Origin of the sequence: Streptomyces cellostaticus, from assembly GCF_023630175.1 — a bacterium.
Classification (GTDB): domain Bacteria; phylum Actinomycetota; class Actinomycetes; order Streptomycetales; family Streptomycetaceae; genus Streptomyces; species Streptomyces cellostaticus_A.
The window spans coordinates 49,666-67,881 of record NZ_JALLIN010000016.1; the positions used below are offsets into that span (position 1 = coordinate 49,666).

Annotated in this window: 12 protein-coding genes and 1 tRNA gene; 10 read left to right on the top strand and 3 right to left on the bottom strand. The window is 69.9% G+C overall.

The window, feature by feature from the left end; translation table 11 throughout:
• Nucleotides 1-194: 194 nt before the first annotated feature.
• A complete protein-coding gene (polA, locus tag MXD57_RS12675; protein ID WP_250401470.1) occupies nt 195-2,918 on the bottom strand; it encodes a DNA polymerase I in 2,724 nt (907 codons plus the stop codon).
• 231 nt (nt 2,919-3,149) lie between these two features.
• Here polA and MXD57_RS12680 point away from each other — a divergent pair, with 231 nt between their 5' ends.
• The 7 genes from MXD57_RS12680 to MXD57_RS12710 all read left to right on the top strand — a co-directional run bounded on the left by MXD57_RS12680 (nt 3,150) and on the right by MXD57_RS12710 (nt 12,652).
• Nucleotides 3,150-5,501, top strand: coding sequence for an FdhF/YdeP family oxidoreductase (locus MXD57_RS12680; RefSeq protein ID WP_250401471.1), 2,352 nt, complete (start codon nt 3,150-3,152; stop codon nt 5,499-5,501).
• A 48-nt stretch (nt 5,502-5,549) separates the two neighbouring features.
• Entirely contained in the window at nt 5,550-6,041 is a 492-nt protein-coding gene (locus tag MXD57_RS12685; protein ID WP_250401472.1) for a hotdog fold thioesterase, read from the top strand.
• 828 nt (nt 6,042-6,869) lie between these two features.
• Nucleotides 6,870-8,093, top strand: coding sequence for a branched-chain amino acid ABC transporter substrate-binding protein (locus tag MXD57_RS12690; RefSeq protein WP_250401473.1), 1,224 nt, complete (start codon nt 6,870-6,872; stop codon nt 8,091-8,093).
• Between the two features lie 109 nt (nt 8,094-8,202).
• The gene (locus tag MXD57_RS12695; protein ID WP_250401474.1) at nt 8,203-9,132 is read left to right on the top strand and encodes a branched-chain amino acid ABC transporter permease; all 930 of its coding nucleotides are present in this window, start codon (nt 8,203-8,205) and stop codon (nt 9,130-9,132) included.
• Nucleotides 9,133-9,137: 5 nt separating this feature from the next.
• Entirely contained in the window at nt 9,138-10,919 is a 1,782-nt protein-coding gene (locus tag MXD57_RS12700) for a branched-chain amino acid ABC transporter permease (RefSeq protein WP_250401544.1), read from the top strand.
• A 6-nt stretch (nt 10,920-10,925) separates the two neighbouring features.
• Nucleotides 10,926-11,939: an ABC transporter ATP-binding protein gene (locus MXD57_RS12705; protein ID WP_250401475.1), complete on the top strand. Its 1,014-nt coding sequence runs from the start codon at nt 10,926-10,928 to the stop codon at nt 11,937-11,939.
• The gene (locus MXD57_RS12710) at nt 11,936-12,652 is read left to right on the top strand and encodes an ABC transporter ATP-binding protein (protein ID WP_250401476.1); all 717 of its coding nucleotides are present in this window, start codon (nt 11,936-11,938) and stop codon (nt 12,650-12,652) included. Before MXD57_RS12705 ends, MXD57_RS12710 begins: the two co-directional genes overlap by 4 nt.
• 77 nt (nt 12,653-12,729) lie before the next feature.
• On the opposite strand, the gene MXD57_RS12715 is transcribed toward MXD57_RS12710, so the two are convergent.
• Nucleotides 12,730-13,389, bottom strand: coding sequence for an ANTAR domain-containing response regulator (locus MXD57_RS12715; RefSeq protein WP_250401477.1), 660 nt, complete (start codon nt 13,387-13,389; stop codon nt 12,730-12,732).
• A gap of 100 nt (nt 13,390-13,489) precedes the next feature.
• On the opposite strand from MXD57_RS12715, the gene MXD57_RS12720 reads away from it, so the two are divergent.
• Nucleotides 13,490-13,572 (top strand) — tRNA-Leu (locus MXD57_RS12720).
• An 81-nt stretch (nt 13,573-13,653) separates the two neighbouring features.
• Nucleotides 13,654-14,433, top strand: coding sequence for a helix-turn-helix domain-containing protein (locus MXD57_RS12725; RefSeq protein WP_250401478.1), 780 nt, complete (start codon nt 13,654-13,656; stop codon nt 14,431-14,433).
• A 7-nt stretch (nt 14,434-14,440) separates the two neighbouring features.
• Here MXD57_RS12725 and pyk read toward each other — a convergent pair whose 3' ends face one another.
• Complete coding sequence (gene pyk / locus MXD57_RS12730) at nt 14,441-15,877, bottom strand: pyruvate kinase (protein WP_250401479.1); 1,437 nt, start codon at nt 15,875-15,877, stop codon at nt 14,441-14,443.
• Nucleotides 15,878-16,386: 509 nt separating this feature from the next.
• Here pyk and MXD57_RS12735 point away from each other — a divergent pair.
• The gene (locus MXD57_RS12735) at nt 16,387-18,192 is read left to right on the top strand and encodes a bifunctional metallophosphatase/5'-nucleotidase (RefSeq protein ID WP_250401480.1); all 1,806 of its coding nucleotides are present in this window, start codon (nt 16,387-16,389) and stop codon (nt 18,190-18,192) included.
• The last annotated feature ends 24 nt before the right edge of the window (nt 18,193-18,216 follow it).

Genomic DNA, 18,216 nt, shown 5'->3' on the forward strand with positions numbered 1-18,216 from the left:
CGGCTGCGGACGGCGGGGTGCGTTCTGGCGGGGTCCACGTGAGTGACGGACCCCGCCGGGATTCCGCCGGTCAGGGGGCCGGCGCCGCGCCGGGGAGGGACGCGGTGCGTGGATCGCCGCGTCCCCGGGCGGGTGTCCGGGGAACCGGGCGCGGATCCGGGGAGCCGCGCGGTGCGCGGGACACCGGGCGGGCGTCAGTGGGCCGCCGACTCCCAGTCGGGGCCCACGCCCACCGAGACGTCGAGCGGGGCACGCAGCCGGACGGCGCCGGCCATCTCGCGGCGGACGAGTTCCTCCGTGGCCGCGCGCTCGCCGGGGGCGATCTCCAGCACGATCTCGTCGTGCACCTGCAGAAGCAGGCGGGACCTCAGGTCCGCCTCGCGCAGGGCCCGGTCGACGTTGAGCATGGCGATCTTGACGATGTCGGCGGCCGTGCCCTGGATGGGGGCGTTGAGGGCCATGCGTTCGGCCGCCTCGCGGCGCTGGCGGTTGTCGCTGTTGAGGTCGGGCAGGTAGCGGCGGCGTCCGAGGAGCGTCGCCGTGTACCCCGTGGCCCGTGCCTCGTCGACGACGCGGCGCAGGTAGTCGCGCACGCCGCCGAAGCGCTCGAAGTAGGTGTCCATCAGGCCGCGGGCCTCGGCCGCCTCGATGTTGAGCTGCTGGGAGAGGCCGAAGGCGGACAGCCCGTAGGCCAGGCCGTACGACATGGCCTTGATCTTGCGGCGCATCTCCGCGTCCACCGCGTCCCGCCCGACCGAGAAGACCTGGGAGGCGACCGTGGTGTGCAGGTCCTCGCCCGTGGTGAACGCCTCGATGAGGTCCTTGTCCTCGGAGAGGTGGGCCATCACCCGCAGCTCGATCTGGCTGTAGTCGGCGGTCATCAGGGACTCGAAGCCCTCTCCCACCACGAAGCCGCGGCGGATCGCCCGGCCCTCGTCGGTGCGGACCGGGATGTTCTGCAGGTTCGGGTCGGTGGACGACAGCCGGCCGGTTGCGGCCACGGTCTGGTTGAACGTGGTGTGGATGCGGCCGTCGGCGGCGACGGTCTTGATCAGGCCCTCGACGGTGACCCGCAGCTTCGCCTGCTCGCGGTGCCGGAGCATGATCACCGGCAGTTCGTTGTCGGTCTGGGTGGCGAGCCAGGCCAGGGCGTCGGCGTCGGTGGTGTAGCCGGTCTTCGTCTTCTTCGTCCTCGGCAGGGCCAGCTCGCCGAAGAGGACTTCCTGGAGCTGCTTGGGCGAGCCGAGGTTGAACTCGCGGCCGGCGGCGGCGTGGGCCTCCTTCACCGCCTGCTGCACGGCGCCCGCGAACGTCTGCTCCATCGCCTCGAGGTGGGCGCGGTCGGCCGCGATGCCGTCGCGCTCCATACGGGCGAGCAGGGCGGAGGTGGGCAGCTCCACGTCCCGCAGCAGATCGGCGGCGCCGACCTCCTCGAGCCGCCCCTCGAACGCTTCTCCCAGGTCGAGGACGGCACGGGCCTGGATCATCAGGGACTCCGCCTCGGCGCCCTCGTCCGCGCCGAACGCGAGCTGGCCGTCGGCCGCGGCGGCGGGGGCCAGCTCGCGGTGCAGGTACTCCAGGGACAGCGCGTCCAGGTCGAAGGAGCGGCGGCCGGGCTTGACCAGGTACGCGGCGAGCGCGGTGTCCATCGCGACGCCCTCGACGCGCCAGCCGTGCTCGGCGAGGACCCGCATGGCGCCCTTGGCGTTGTGGAACACCTTCGGGCGGCCGGCGTCGGCGAGCCAGCCGGCGAAGGCGCGCTCGTCGGCCTCGTCCAGTTCGGCGGGGTCGAACCAGGCCGCCGCTCCCCCGGCCGCGGCGAGGGCGACCTCGGCGACCGAGCCGGTGCCCAGCGCCCAGGTGTCGACCGTGGCGACGCCGAGGGGGCCGATGCCGTGCCCGGCGAGCCAGCCGGCCAGCTCGCCGGTGCCCAGGACGGTGCCGTCCAGCTCCACGCCCTCGGCCGCGACCGGCGTGGCCTCGGCCTCCTCGGCGCCGGGGTCGACGGCGAAGAGCCGCTCGCGCAGCGAGGGGTTGCGGATCTCCAGGGTGTCCAGGACCATCGCGACGGTCTTGCGGTCGTACGGCGCCCGCTCCAGGTCGGTGACCGACTTCGGCAGTTCGACCTGGCGCTCCAGCTCGGTGAGCAGCCGGTTGAGCTTGACCGACTCCAGGTGGTCGCGCAGGTTCTGGCCCGCCTTGCCCTTGACCTCGTCGACGCGCTCGACCAGCTCCGCGAACGAGCCGAACTGGTTGATCCACTTCGCGGCGGTCTTCTCGCCGACGCCCGGGATGCCGGGGAGGTTGTCGGACGGGTCGCCGCGCAGGGCGGCGAAGTCCGGGTACTGGGCGGGCGTCAGTCCGTACTTCTCGAAGACCTTCTCCGGGGTGAACCGGGTCAGCTCCGAGACGCCCTTCGTCGGGTACAGCACGGTCGTGTGCTCGGTGACGAGCTGGAAGGAGTCGCGGTCGCCGGTGACGATCAGCACCTCGAAGCCCTCGGCCTCGGCCCGGGTGGCGAGGGTGGCGATGACGTCGTCCGCCTCGAAGCCCTCGACGGCGAAGCGCTGCGCGTGCATGGCGTCGAGCAGCTCGCCGATCAGCTCGACCTGCCCCTTGAACTCGTCGGGGGTCTTGGAGCGGTTCGCCTTGTACTCGGTGAAGCGCTCGGAGCGCCAGGTCTTGCGGGAGACGTCGAAGGCCACCGCGAAGTGCGTGGGCGCCTCGTCACGCAGGGTGTTGGCCAGCATCGACGCGAAGCCGTAGATCGCGTTCGTCGGCTGGCCCGTCGCGGTGGTGAAGTTCTCCGCGGGCAGCGCGAAGAACGCGCGGTAGGCCAGCGAGTGCCCGTCCATGAGCATCAGCCGGGGACGGCCGCCGGGGTTGGGTTCGGTCTTCTTCGATGCTGTCTCTGCCACGTCCCCGATCCTGCCACGCCCCACCGACAGCCGGGACCGGCCCGCCACGCGCCGGGCGCCGCGGCGGCACCGCCCGGGCGCCGCGGGCGGTGCCCCGCGGGGCCGCACGGCGCCCCCTCGCCCCGCCGCCCTCGGCCGCGGTGCCGGGGCCCGGTGCGCCCGGCCGCACGCCGGTGTGCCGTGGGAGGATCGACGTAGGACGTCTCACACGCAGTCGAAGGGGAGCGGACGATGGCGACGAAGCCGCCCAAGGGTGATCCGGTCCAGGACGCGCCGCAGGTCGCGGAGCCCAAACACACGGCGGCGGGCCTGCCGGCCGTCGGCCACACCCTGCGTGTCGCACAGCAGCAGATGGGTGTGCGGCGCACCGCGCTGACCCTGCTGCGCGTGAACCAGAAGGACGGCTTCGACTGCCCGGGCTGCGCCTGGCCGGAGCCGGACCACCGGCACCGGGCGGAGTTCTGCGAGAACGGCGCCAAGGCGGTGGCGGAGGAGGCCACCCTGCGCCGGGTCACCCCGGAGTTCTTCGCCGCGCACCCGGTCGCCGATCTCGCCGGGCGCAGCGGGTACTGGCTGGGCCAGCAGGGCCGGCTCACCCATCCCATGTATCTCGCCGAGGACGGCACGCACTACGAGCCCGTCACCTGGGAACGCGCCTTCGACATCATCGCCGGGGAGATCTCCGCGCTCGCCTCCCCCGACGAGGCCGTCTTCTACACCTCGGGCCGCACCAGCAACGAGGCCGCGTTCCTCTACCAGCTCTTCGCGCGCGAGCTGGGCACCAACAACCTGCCCGACTGCTCCAACATGTGCCACGAGTCGTCCGGCTCGGCCCTGTCGGAGACCATCGGCGTCGGCAAGGGCAGCGTCCTGCTGGAGGACCTCCACCGGGCCGACCTGATCATCGTGGCCGGGCAGAACCCGGGGACGAACCACCCGCGCATGCTCTCCGCCCTGGAGAAGGCCAAGGCGAACGGCGCGCGGATCATCAGCGTCAACCCGCTGCCCGAGGCCGGTCTGGAGCGGTTCAAGAACCCGCAGACCCCGCAGGGCATGCTGAGGGGCACCGCGCTCACCGACCTGTTCCTGCAGGTCCGCATCGGCGGCGACCAGGCCCTGTTCCGCCTCCTCAACAAGCTGATCCTCGAGACGCGGGGCGCGGTCGACGAGGAGTTCGTGGCGGAGCACACCCACGGGTACGAGGAGTTCGCCGAGGCCGCCCGCGCCGCCGACTGGGACGCGACGCTCGCGGCCACCGGTCTCACGCGCGCGGAGATCGAGCGGGCCCTCGGCATGGTCCTCGCCTCCCGGCGGACGATCGTCTGCTGGGCCATGGGCCTCACCCAGCACAAGCACTCCGTGCCGACCATCCGCGAGGTCGTCAACTTCCTGCTGCTGCGCGGCGACATCGGCCGTCCCGGCGCGGGCGTGTGCCCGGTGCGCGGCCACTCCAACGTGCAGGGCGACCGCACGATGGGCATCTTCGAGCGGCCGGCGCCGGCCTTCCTGGACGCCCTGGAGAAGGAGTTCGGGTTCGCGCCGCCGCGCGAGCACGGCTTCGACGTGGTGCGGGCCATCCGCGCGCTGCGCGACGGGGAGGCGAAGGTGTTCTTCGCCATGGGCGGCAACTTCGTCTCCGCCTCCCCCGACACGGACGTCACCGAGGCCGCCGTACGGCGCGCACGGCTGACCGTGCACGTGTCGACCAAGCTGAACCGCTCGCACGTGGTCACGGGCGCGCGCGCCCTCATCCTGCCGACCCTGGGCCGCACCGAGCGCGATCTGCAGGGCGGCGGCGAGCAGTTCGTGACCGTCGAGGACTCCATGGGCATGGTGCACGCCTCACGCGGCCGCCTGGAGCCGGCGAGCCGGCACCTGCTGTCCGAACCGGCCATCGTGTGCCGGCTGGCGCGCCGGGTGCTCGGCGCGGACAGCAAGGTGCCCTGGGAGGAGTTCGAGCGGGACTACGCGACGATCCGCGACCGCATCGCACGCGTGGTCCCCGGCTTCGAGGACTTCAACGCGCGGGTGGCCCGCCCCGGCGGCTTCACCCTGCCGCACGCGCCGCGCGACGAGCGCCGCTTCCCGACCGCGACCGGGAAGGCGAACTTCACCGCGGCCCCCGTGGAGTACCCCGAACTCCCCGCCGGCCGGCTGCTGCTGCAGACGCTGCGTTCGCACGACCAGTACAACACCACCATCTACGGCCTGGACGACCGCTACCGGGGCATCACGGGCGGCCGCCGCGTGGTGCTGGTGAACCCCGAGGACGCGCGCGCCCTGGGAGTGGCCGACGGGTCGTACGTCGACCTGGTGGGCGAGTGGCGGGACGGCGTGGAGCGGCGGGCGCCCGGCTTCCGCGTCGTGCACTACCCGACGGCCCGGGGCTGCGCCGCGTCCTACTACCCGGAGACCAACGTGCTGGTGCCCCTGGACGCCACCGCCGACACCAGCAACACCCCGGCCAGCAAGTCCGTCGTCATCCGGCTGGAGCACGCCGCGGCGGAGGCGCCGGGGAACCGGGCGGGCGACCGCCCGCGGACCCGTCCGGAAGGCCGTCTGGAACAATCGGCGACCGACTGAGCGTTCGCTCAGCGACGTGATCGGCTGGACCAGAACGGAGCCGCGCCCATGGGTGAGCTGCAGCAGGTGAAATTCCCGCAGGAGGTCGTCGACGAGTACGCCGCGCTCGGCGTCGACCTGCCCGCACTGTTCTCCGCGGGCCACCTCGGAACCCGCATGGGCGTGCAGATCCTGGAGGCGTCGGCGGAGCGGGTCGTCGGCACCATGCCCGTCGAGGGCAACACCCAGCCGTACGGGCTGCTGCACGGCGGCGCGTCGGCGGTGCTGGCGGAGACCCTGGGCTCGGTCGGCTCCATGCTGCACGGCGGCAGCTCCAAGATCGCGGTCGGCGTCGACCTCAACTGCACCCACCACCGCGGCGCCCGCTCGGGGCTGGTGACCGGCGTGGCCACTCCCGTGCACCGGGGGCGCTCCACGGCCACCTACGAGATCGTCATCAGCGACGAGGAGGGACGCCGGGTCTGCACCGCCCGGCTCACCTGCCTGCTGCGCGACGTCCGCAAGGGCGACGAGGCGCACGTGCCGAACACCGGCGCCTGACCGCCGTCCGGCGGGGCCGCCGAGGTCCCGCCGGCCACCTCCCACCCGTTCCCTCCCCACCCGCGCGACCTGGGACAGCGGCACACGCCGCACCCGGGACTTGACGCCCCGCCATTTCCCCGCGCAGCGACCTGACGCACCGTCACTCCCCCCCCTGCCCGAGCCCCGGCGCCCCACCCTCGTCCGACGGCTCCGACATCTGAGGCGGCGTCATCACCGCACCGAAACAGTCGAGTTGACGGACCGAACAGACCCGCGAGCCCGCGTGCACCACCCCCGGACGAAACGGCGCCGGCGCCGGCGAGCGCGTCCGGATACCGCCGCACCTCCCCTTCGGGGCAAAGGGACACTCTCTCCACAAGATCACCGCAACCCTCCCCGCGGGCGGCGTGCGGGAAAGCGCCGAAGCCGTCGGACTCCTTTCCTTTGCGGTAACTCTATGTAATAAGCGTGCAATCCAGATTCCCGGTTTCGGCCACCGCGTCCACCCGCCCCAGGGCCGCGCGACCGCCCAGGAAGTCGCCTGCAGCAACAGAGTCGCGTAATTACCAAAACGGTCGAGACGCCTGAACACGTCGACACGGTCCTGCGGGTTCTCAGAATGTGGACAGGGCGAATCGACCTCAATTCATGCGTTCCCCCCACGGCGTACCGCTCTGCATTACCTCGTGTCATAACAAGAGCGTCACAGCCTTGGACAAGCACTCCTCCACGTTGTCCACACACGCTTAGAGTCACGGCCAGTCACCGCTCCATCGGGAGTTCGGTACCGGCGCGGCACCCAATCCCCACCACTCGGGGCAAACGTGCCTGCGGAAAGGATCGATTGTGCGACAGCGTTCTCTGGTGATTCTTACCTCCGTTCTGACCACCGGAGCTCTGACCCTCACCGCCTGCGGCTCCCGCAATGACGACAGCAAGGGCAGCGACAGCGGCAACGTGACGGTCACGATCGGCGTCGACGCCCCGCTGACCGGCCAGAACTCCGCAACGGGTCTCGGCATCCAGTACGGCGCCCAGATCGCCGTCGACGACGCCAACAAGAACAAGACCGTCCCCGGCGTCACCTTCAAGATCAAGGCACTGGACGACAAGGCGATCCCCGCCACCGGCCAGCAGAACGCCTCCCAGCTCGTCGCGGAGAAGGACGTCCTCGGCGTCGTCGGCCCGCTCAACTCCGGCGTGGCCACCCAGATGCAGCAGACCCTCGCCTCGGCCAACCTGGTGGAGATCTCCCCCTCCAACACCGCGCCCGAGCTGACCCAGGGCAAGAACTGGCAGACCGACAAGTCCCGCCCGTTCAAGTCCTACTTCCGCACGGCCACCACCGACGCCCTCCAGGGCGCCTTCGCGGCCGACTACGCGTACAACGGCCTCAAGAAGAAGAAGGCCTTCGTCGTCGACGACAAGCAGACCTACGGCGCCGGCCTCTCCAAGATCTTCAAGGCGCAGTTCGCCAAGCAGGGCGGCAAGATCGTCGGCACCGACCACGTCAACACCGGCGACCGCGACTTCTCCACCCTCGCCACCAAGATCAAGAACTCGGGCGCCGACATCCTCTACTACGGCGGCCAGTACGACGAGTCCCAGGTGCTGACCAAGCAGCTCAAGGACGCCGGCGCCAAGATCCCGCTGTTCGGCGGCGACGGCATGTTCACCCCGACCTACATCAAGACCGCCGGCAAGGCCGCCGAGGGCGACCTCGTCACCTCCATCGGCGTCCCCGTCGACACCCTGCCCGCCGCCCAGGACTTCGTGGCCGCCTACAAGGCCAAGAAGTACCCCGGCGACTACGGCACCTACGGCTCCTACGCCTACGACGCCACCACCGCCATCATCAAGGCCGTCGGCGAGGTCGTGAAGGACGGCAAGGTGCCCTCCGACGCCCGCCAGCAGGTCGTCGACGCCGTCCAGAAGACCTCCTTCGACGGCATCTCCGGCAAGATCTCGTTCGACGAGTACGGCGACACCACCAACAAGCAGCTGACCGTCTACCAGGTCACCAAGGGCGAGTGGAAGTCCGTCAAGAGCGGCGTCGCCAACCCGAAGTAACCCAGCCCGACACTCCGCACCACCAGGGCCGCGCGGCTCAGACCACCGTCACCGCGCGGCCCGCCCTCTACGCACCCCTCGACTCTCCCCACCACATGGAGGCCATGCGGTGAACACCCTGCCGCAGCAGCTGGCCAACGGGCTGTTCCTCGGCTCGATGTACGGGCTGATCGCCATCGGATACACGATGGTGTACGGCATCGTCCAGCTCATCAACTTCGCCCACGGCGAGATCTTCATGACCGGAGGCTTCGGCGCACTCACGGTCTACCTCGCCCTGCCGGACGGCATATCCATGTGGATTGCCCTGCCGGCGATGCTCATCGGCGGCGCACTGGTCGCCGTGCTCATCGCCGTCGGCGCCGAGCGCTTCGCCTACCGCCCCCTGCGCGGCGCACCACGCCTCGCGCCACTCATCACCGCCATCGGACTGTCACTCGCCCTGCAGCAGGCGGTCTTCAACTGGTACCCCGACGCCAAGTCGGCCCGCGTCTTCCCGCAACTGCCCTTCGGCCCGGTCCACCTCGGCTCCGTGACCGTCCAGAGCGGCGACGTCTTCCTCATCATCGCCGCCCCGCTGTGCATGGCCGTCCTCGCCTTCTTCGTCCGGCTCTCCCGCACCGGCCGCGCCATGCAGGCCACCGCCCAGGACCCGGACACCGCACAGCTCATGGGCATCGACACCAACCGCATCATCGTCATCGCCTTCGCCATCGGCGGCCTCTTCGCCGCCGTCGCCGGCCTCTCCTACGGCCTCAAGTACGGCTCCGTCTCCTACGACATGGGCTTCATCGCCGGCCTCAAGGCCTTCACCGCGGCCGTCCTCGGCGGCATCGGCAACATCTACGGCGCCATGCTCGGCGGCCTCGTCCTCGGCCTCGCCGAAGCCATGGCCACCGCCTACATCGCCGACATCCCCGGCATGCACCAGCTCGGCGGAGGCGGCTGGGCCTCGGTCTGGGCCTTCGTCCTCCTCATCCTCGTACTCCTCTTCAGACCACAGGGCCTGCTCGGCGAACGCGTCGCGGACAGGGCGTGAGCACCATGACCGACACCACCACCACCGCACCGGCCACGGCCGCGCACGGGCCCGTCCCGCTGCCGCCCGCCGCCGCCCGCCTCCTCATCGCCACCGGCGCCGTCGGCACCATCGCCAGCACCTTCATGAGCTGGACCTGGACCTCCGCGTTCCCCGGCGACCTCACCGTCTACGGCTACCCCGCGGGCCTGCAGATCCTCGCCCTCGTCGCCGGCGCCCTCACCCTGCTGTTCGCCCTCACCCTGTGGAACACCAAGGGCCTGCGCTGGCTCAACCCCGCCGGCGCCACCTCCCCCGTCTTCCTCACGGCCCTGTCGGCGTTCACCGTCTGCTGGTTCACCGGCATCGCCATCGCCGTCGACCTGAACGGCCTGGTCAACCTCGACCCCGGCGCCTACGTCGCCATGGCCGCCTCCGCGCTGCCCGTCATCGGCGCCCTCGCCCTGCCCCACCCCGCCCCCGGCACCGGCCTGCGCGGCTACCTCACCAAGCCCTCGCAGCCCCGCCCCGGCACCGTGTCCCCGCTCATCGAGCGCGGCATCATCACCGCCGGCACCGCCGTCGCCCTCATCGCCTTCACCTACGGCATCGGCATCGACAACGACGCGAGCGAGACCTTCATCGGCTTCCTCCTCCTCGTCGTCTTCGCCGCCTGGGGCCTGATGCACACCGGCCTCGTCGACCGCTACGCGACCATGGCCGCACGGCACAAGGGCTTCGCCTCGGCGCTCGCCTTCGTCGCCGCGGTCATCTTCCCCTTCACCCAGAGCGACGACCACAACGCCAACGTCGGCGTCAACATCCTCATCTTCGCCACCGTCGCCCTCGGCCTGAACATCGTCGTCGGCCTCACCGGCCTCCTCGACCTCGGCTACGTCGCCTTCCTCGGCGTCGGCGCCTACGCCGCGGCCCTCGTGTCCGGCTCCGAATACTCCCGCTTCTCCGGGGTCCACTTCCCCTTCTGGGCCGCCGCCCTCACCGGCATGGCCGCCTCGCTCGTCTTCGGCGTCCTCATCGGCGCCCCGACCCTGCGACTGCGCGGCGACTACCTGGCCATCGTCACCCTCGGCTTCGGAGAGATCTTCCGCATCACCGTCAACAACCTCGACGGCGACTCCGGACCCGACATCACCCGCGGCCCCAACGGCATCACCCAGATCCCCGACCTCGACATCTTCGGATTCAGGTTCGGCGAGGCACACCAGATCGCCGGATTCACACTCGGCCGGTTCGCCAACTACCTCTTCCTGATGCTCATCGTCACGGCCATCGTCGTACTCGTCTTCACCCGCGCCGCCGACTCCCGCATCGGCCGCTCCTGGATCGCCATCCGCGAGGACGAGACCGCCGCCACCGCCATGGGCATCAACGGCTTCCGCGTGAAGCTGATCGCCTTCGCCCTCGGTGCCTCCCTCGCCGGCCTCGCCGGCACCGTGATGGCCCACGTCAACTACAGCGTCAACCCCCAGCCCTACCAGTTCGCCGGCGCCGCCCCGCCCAACTCGGCCTTCCTCCTCGCCGCCGTCGTCCTCGGCGGCATGGGCACCGTCAGCGGCCCGCTCCTCGGCGCCAGCGTCCTCTACCTGGTCCCCGAGAAGCTCCAGTTCCTGCAGAACTACGAACTGCTCGCCTTCGGCATCGCGCTGGTCCTGCTGATGCGCTTCCGTCCGGAGGGCATCATCGCCAACCGCCGCCGCCAGCTCGAGTTCCACGAAATCGACCAACTCGACGTCCCCGAACAGAGAACGCTCGCCGACGAACCGGCCGCCACCAAGGCAGGGGCGTGAAGAACCATGACGACACCTGTACTCGAAGCCCGTGACGTCACCATGCGCTTCGGCGGCCTCACCGCCGTCCGATCCGTGGACTTCACCGTCAACAGCGGCGAGATCGTCGGCCTGATCGGCCCCAACGGCGCCGGCAAGACCACCTTCTTCAACTGCCTCACCGGCCTGTACGTCCCCACCGAGGGCACCGTCGCCTTCAAGGGCAAGGTGATCCCGCCCAAACCGCACCTGGTCACCCAGGCGGGCATCGCCCGGACCTTCCAGAACATCCGGCTCTTCGCCAACATGACCGTCCTGGAGAACGTCCTCGTCGGCCGCCACACCCGCACCAAGGAAGGCCTCTGGTCCGCACTCCTGCGCGGCCCCGGCTTCCGCAAGGCCGAGAAGGAGTCCGAGGCCAAGGCCATGGAACTCCTCGAGTTCGTCGGCCTCGCCGCCAAGCGCGACCACCTCGCCCGCAACCTGCCCTACGGCGAACAGCGCAAGCTGGAGATCGCCCGGGCACTCGCCAGCGAACCCGGCCTGCTGCTCCTCGACGAGCCGACGGCCGGCATGAACCCGCAGGAGACCCGGACCACCGAGGAACTGGTCTTCGCCATCCGGGACAAGGGCATCGCCGTCCTCGTGATCGAGCACGACATGCGCTTCATCTTCAACCTCTGCGACCGCGTCGCCGTCCTCGTCCAGGGCGAGAAGCTCGTCGAAGGCACCTCCGACGTCGTCCAGGCCGACGACCGGGTCGTCGCCGCCTATCTCGGCGAACCCTTCGAGGGCGAGCCCGGCCAGGAGGAGGCCGCCGAGGTCGAGGCGGCGGAGGCCGCCGCCGACGCCACCGCCCCGGCACCGAAGACCGACGCCGCACCCGAGCCCGCGCAGGCCGACACCTCACCCGAGCCCGAGCCCGCGCAGGCCGACACCACCGGCGCCGACGACACCGCGCCCGCCGACTCCGGCGCCGGCGGCGACACCGGGAGCGACGGCGCGGAGAGCACCAGCACCACCAAGGGAGAGGCCCAGTGACCGCACTGCTGGAGGTCGAGGACCTCAGGGTCGCCTACGGCAAGATCGAAGCCGTCAAGGGCATCTCGTTCAGCGTCGAGGCCGGCCAGGTCGTCACCCTCATCGGCACCAACGGCGCCGGCAAGACGACCACCCTGCGCACCCTCTCCGGACTGCTCAAGCCCAGCTCCGGAAGGATCCTCTTCGACGGCAAGCCACTCACCGGCGTCCCGGCGCACAAGATCGTCTCCCTCGGACTCGCCCACTCCCCCGAGGGCCGGCACATCTTCCCGCGCCTCAGCATCGCCGAGAACCTCCAGCTCGGCGCCTTCCTCCGCAAGGACAAGGAAGGCATCGAGAAGGACATCCAGCGCGCCTACGACCTCTTCCCCATCCTCGGGGAGCGCAGGAAGCAGGCCGCCGGCACCCTCTCCGGCGGTGAGCAGCAGATGCTCGCCATGGGCCGGGCCCTGATGTCCCAGCCCAAGCTGCTGATGCTCGACGAACCCTCCATGGGCCTCTCGCCGATCATGATGCAGAAGATCATGGCGACGATCGTCGAGCTGAAGGCCTCGGGCACGACGATCCTGCTCGTCGAGCAGAACGCCCAGGCGGCGCTCTCACTCGCCGACCAGGGCCACGTCATGGAGGTCGGCAGCATCGTCCTCTCCGGCTCCGGACAGGACCTGCTGCACGACGAGTCCGTGCGCAAGGCGTACCTCGGCGAGGACTGACCGCCCCGGACGCCCGGCACGACGAGGCCCGCGCCCCCTTCCCCGGGGGCGCGGGCCTCGTCCTGTGCGTGGGGGCCTCAGCCCTTCTTCGCGGACTTCTTCTCGTCGTTGTCCGCGATGACCGCCTCGGCGACCTGCTGCATCGACAGACGCCGGTCCATCGAGGTCTTCTGGATCCAGCGGAAGGCGGCCGGTTCGGTCAGCCCGTACTCCGTCTGCAGGACGGACTTCGCCCGGTCCACCAGCTTGCGCGTCTCCAGCCGCTGGGTGAGGTCCGCGACCTCCTTCTCCAGCTCCCGCAGCTCGGTGAAGCGGGACACCGCCATCTCGATCGCCGGGACGACGTCGCTCTTGCTGAACGGCTTGACCAGATAGGCCATGGCACCGGCGTCCCGGGCCCGCTCCACCAGGTCGCGCTGCGAGAACGCGGTGAGCATCAGCACCGGGGCGATGGACTCCTCGGCGATCTTCTCGGCCGCGGAGATGCCGTCCAGCTTGGGCATCTTCACATCGAGGATGACCAGGTCCGGGCGGTGCTCGCGGGCCAGTTCGACGGCCTGCTCGCCGTCCCCGGCCTCGCCGACGACGGTGTACCCCTCCTCCTCCAGCATCTCCTTCAGGTCGAGCCGGATCAGGGCCTCGTCCTCGGCGATGACGACACGGGTCGTCAGCGGAGGCACGTGCGACTTGTCGTCGTCAGGCACGTCTACGGGCTGGGGCGACTCGGGGGCGGTCACTCGGGCGCTCCTCGTTCCGGGGCGGGCAGGTGTTGCTGCCTATGCAGCCTACCTAGCGGCGGCGAGCCCGGCGCACCCGGTACACTCACCGCAGTGCCCGGCCGGGTTGGTGGAACGGCATACACGGAGGTCTCAAACACCTCTGCCCGAAAGGGCTTGCGGGTTCGAATCCCGCACCCGGCACCGTGAAAGCGGAGGATCACATTCGCGTGATCCTCCGCTTTTTGCTGCGTGTCGTGACACGCGGTCACGCACCGTGTCCACATGATCCAGCACTCGCCTGCGATGCGCGACCGAGCCGTCGACCTCATGCGCCGGGGCGTCCCCAACAGAGTGGTCGCCGAGCGTCTCGGTGTGGCGCGAGGCACCGTCGGCTGGTGGCGCAGCGAGGACCGAAAGGCGCGAGGCGAGCATTACGAACCCCCGACGGACTGCCCCCGGTGCACCGGCCGCGCGGTCGACAGGGATGCGTACGCCTACCTGCTGGGACTCTATCTCGGTGACGGCCACATCATCTCGAAGCGCAGGCAGCACCACCTGTCCATCTTCTGCAACGCCTCCCAGACCGGCCTGGTCACCGCGGCCGAAGCAGCGATGCGCACGGTGCTGCCGCTGCCCAGTGTGACGCGGCGCCGCAGGTCCGGCTGTGCCGAAGTGAAGTCGTACAGCAAGCACTGGCCCTGCCTCTTCCCCCAGCACGGCCCCGGCAAGAAGCACGAGCGACGGATCGCTCTGGAGTCCTGGCAGCAGGACATCGTCGACGAGCACCCCTGGGAGTTCGTCCGCGGCCTGATCCACTCCGACGGATGCCGCATCACCAACTGGACGACACGACTGGTCGGCGGTGAGCGGAGGCGCTACGAGTATCCCCGCTACTTCTTCACCAACGTCTCCGACGACATCCGACGGATGTACACGGACACGCTCGACAAGCTCGGGATCACGTGGACCCACTGCACCCGTCACGGCAGCCCCTACAACATCTCCGTAGCCCGCAGAGCCTCCGTAGCCCTCATGGACGCCCACGTGGGCCCCAAGCACTGAGCGACCGCTACCCGGGGCTGTCGTCCTCGCCGATGTGGTGGACGCGGACCATGTTCGTCGAGCCCGCCACGCCCGGAGGGGAGCCCGCGGTGATGACCACCAGGTCGCCCTTCCGGCAGCGGCCGTGGCGCAGGAGGAGTTCGTCCACCTGGTCGACCATGGCGTCCGTGGAGCCGGCCTCCGGGCCGAGGAAGGTCTCCACGCCCCAGGTGAGACTGAGCTGGGAGCGGGTGGCCGGTTCGGGGGTGAAGGCCATCAGGGGGATCGGCGAGCGGTAGCGGGAGAGCCGGCGGGCGGTGTCTCCGGACTGGGTGAACGCCACGAGGAACTTCGCGCCGAGGAAGTCGCCCATCTCGGCGGCGGCGCGGGCGACGGCTCCGCCCTGGGTGCGGGGTTTGTTGCGTTCGGTGAGCGGCGGCAGGCCCCTGGCGAGGAGGTCCTCCTCGGCCGCTTCCACGATCTTGGCCATGGTCCGCACGGTCTCGACGGGGTATTTGCCGACGCTGGTCTCGCCGGAGAGCATCACGGCGTCGGTGCCGTCGATGACGGCGTTGGCGACGTCGGAGGCCTCGGCGCGGGTCGGGCGGGAGTTGTCGATCATCGAGTCCAGCATCTGGGTCGCGACGATGACGGGTTTGGCGTTGCGCCGGGCGAGTTTGATGGCGCGCTTCTGGACGATGGGCACTTGTTCGAGGGGCATTTCGACGCCGAGGTCGCCGCGGGCGACCATGATGCCGTCGAAGGAGGCGACGATGTCGTCGATGTTGTCGACGGCCTGCGGTTTCTCGACCTTGGCGATGACGGGGAGGCGGCGGCCTTCCTCGTCCATGATGCGATGGACGTCGTGGGCGTCCTTGCCGCTGCGGACGAAGGAGAGGGCGACGACGTCGAAGCCGGTGCGCAGGGCCCAGCGCAGGTCGTCCTCGTCCTTTTTGGACAGGGCGGGCACGGAGACGGCGACGCCGGGGAGGTTGAGGCCCTTGTGGTCGGAGATGACGCCGCCTTCGGCCACTCGGGTGTGGACCTCGGGGCCGTCGACGGCGGTGACTTCGAGGCAGACCTTGCCGTCGTCGACGAGGATGCGTTCGCCGGGGGTGACGTCGGCGGCGAGGCCGGCGTAGGTGGTGCCGCAGGTGTGGCGGTCGCCTTCGACGCCCTCTTCGACGGTGATGGTGAAGGTGTCGCCGCGTTCAAGGAGTACGGGGCCTTCGTGGAATCGGCCGAGGCGGATCTTCGGGCCTTGAAGGTCGGCGAGGATTCCGACGCTGCGGCCGGTTTCGTCGGCGGCTTTTCGTACGTGCTGGTACCGCACCTCGTGCTCGGCGTGGGTGCCGTGGCTGAGGTTGAAGCGGGCGACGTCCATTCCGGCTTCGACGAGTGCCTTGATCTGGTCGTACGAGTCGGTGGCGGGGCCTAGAGTGCAGACGATCTTTGCTCGGCGCATATGTCGAGCCTAGGCCTTACCCGCGGGTAGTGAATTCTGGGTTCATGGCCACTCAACAACCGTTGAGTGAAGGGCTATTGACAAGTGTTGAATTGTGCGACGGATCGCTCCTTTGAGCGAAGTCTTCACGTCGTGGGTTTTCGGCCTTCAGATCCGCGCGATTCGCATCGCGCACGGGCTCCGTCGGGGTCGGGTGCGGTGCTGTGGCGGTGTTCGTCGAGGGCGGCGCGGCGGCCGTGGGCGGTGACGGTGACGCCGGCGGGGAGGTTCCGGGGGGCCGGCCTCGCGTCCGGCTTCGCCCCCGGGCGGCGAGGAGGGGGCTTGGGGTGTCGTGGGGCGAGGTCGCCCGGTGGGGTCATACGTCCCACTGTGTCAGGCGGTTTCCGCTTCGGGGGCCGGAGTTGGGGCTTGAGGTCACCAGATCGAAACCGAATGGACCTGTTGCCACCGGTCATGCCCGGGTCAGAATCTACGCGCGTTGTTGACCGTTTCCCCGAGGAGACCGAGAGATGCCGTTGAACCGCCGGAAGTTCCTGAAGAAGTCCGCCGTGACCGGGGCGGGGGTGGCGATCGCCGGCGCGGGCGCGGCTCCGGCGGCCGAGGCCGCGGAGGCGAAGGGGCGGGGGAAGCACGCGAAGCGGTACTCCCTGACCGTCATGGGCACCACGGACCTGCACGGCCATGTCTTCAACTGGGACTACTTCAAGGACACGGAGTACTCCGACAAGGCGGGCAACGCGCAGGGTCTGGCGCGTATCTCGACGCTGGTCGAGGGAATCCGCGAGGAGAGGGGCCGCTGCAACACGCTGTTGCTGGACGCCGGTGACACGATCCAGGGCACCCCGCTGACGTACTACTACGCGAAGGTCGACCCGATCACCGCCAAGGGTGGTCCGGTGCACCCGATGGCGCAGGCGATGAACGCGATCGGGTACGACGCGGCGGCGCTCGGCAACCACGAGTTCAACTACGGCATCGAGACGCTGCGCAAGTTCGAGGACCAGCTCGACTTTCCGCTGCTGGGCGCCAACGCGGTGGACGCCAAGACACTGAGGCCGGCCTTCCAGCCCTACTTCATGAAGAAGTTCCATGTGCCGGGTGCTCCGCCGGTGAAGGTGGCCGTACTGGGTCTGACGAACCCGGGTATCGCGATCTGGGACAAGGCCTATGTGCAGGGCAAGCTGGCGTTCCCGGGGCTGGAGGAGCAGGCCGCGAAGTGGGTGCCGAGGCTGAGGGCGATGGGCGCGGATGTGGTCGTGGTGTCGGCGCATTCGGGTACGTCGGGCCATTCGTCGTACGGTGACCAGTTGCCGTATGTGGAGGACGCTGCGGCGAACGTGGCGCGGCAGGTACCGGGGATCGACGCGATCCTGGTGGGGCACGCGCATCTGGAGATTCCGGAGCTGAAGGTCGTCAACGAGCAGAGCGGCCGGACGGTGGTGCTGTCGGAGCCGCTGTGCTACGCGGAGCGGCTGAGCGTCTTCGACATCGAGCTGGTGTTCGGCAAGGGCAGGTGGGAGGTGGAGTCGGTCTCCGCTTCGCTGCGCGACTCGAGGACGGTGGCGGACGACCCGCGGATCACGAGGCTGCTGGAGGACGAGCACGAGAAGGTCGTGGCGTACGTCAACCAGGTGGTGGGCCGGGCGACCGAGACCCTGACGACGGTCGAGGCCCGTTACAAGGACGCCCCGATCATCGATCTGATCACCAAGGTCCAGGAGGACGTGGTGAAGGCGGCGCTGGCGGGCACGCAGTACGCGTCGCTGCCGGTGATCGCGCAGGCGTCGCCGTTCTCGCGGACGTCCCAGATCCCGGCCGGCGACGTGACGATCCGGGACCTGTCGGGTCTGTACGTGTACGACAACACGCTGGTCGCGAAGCTGATGACGGGTGCTCAGGTGCGGGCGTACCTGGAGTACTCGGCGGAGTACTTCGTGCAGACGGCGGCGGGCGCGGCGGTCGACGTGGACGAGCTGACGAACGCGGGCGGCCGTCCGGACTACAACTACGACTATGTGTCGGGGCTGTCGTACGACATCGACGTCGCGCAGCCGGCGGGTTCGCGGATCAGGAACCTGATGTTCGGTGGGGCCGCGCTGGACGACGGGCAGCAGTTCGTGCTGGCGGTGAACAACTACCGTGCCAACGGGGGCGGTGCCTTCCCGTACGTGGCCTCGGCGAAGGAGCTGTGGTCGGAGTCGACGGAGATCCGTACCCGGATCGCTGAGTGGGTGACCGCGAAGGGTGTGCTGGATCCGAAGGACTTCGCGTCGGTGGACTGGAGGCTGACGCGGGACGGCACTCCGGTGTTCTGATCCCGGGGGTTCGGGTGGGCCGGG

Bases quoted from the DNA above. Each gene is read 5' to 3' on its own strand.
- MXD57_RS12680 (WP_250401471.1), top strand. From the start codon at position 3,150: ATGGCGACGAAGCCGCCCAAGGGTGATCCGGTCCAGGACGCGCCGCAG.
- MXD57_RS12685 (WP_250401472.1), top strand. From the start codon at position 5,550: ATGGGTGAGCTGCAGCAGGTGAAATTCCCGCAGGAGGTCGTCGACGAG.
- MXD57_RS12700 (WP_250401544.1), top strand. From the start codon at position 9,138: ATGACCGACACCACCACCACCGCACCGGCCACGGCCGCGCACGGGCCC.
- MXD57_RS12705 (WP_250401475.1), top strand. From the start codon at position 10,926: ATGACGACACCTGTACTCGAAGCCCGTGACGTCACCATGCGCTTCGGC.
- MXD57_RS12725 (WP_250401478.1), top strand. From the start codon at position 13,654: ATGATCCAGCACTCGCCTGCGATGCGCGACCGAGCCGTCGACCTCATG.
- pyk (WP_250401479.1), bottom strand. From the start codon at position 15,877: ATGCGCCGAGCAAAGATCGTCTGCACTCTAGGCCCCGCCACCGACTCG.
- MXD57_RS12735 (WP_250401480.1), top strand. From the start codon at position 16,387: ATGCCGTTGAACCGCCGGAAGTTCCTGAAGAAGTCCGCCGTGACCGGG.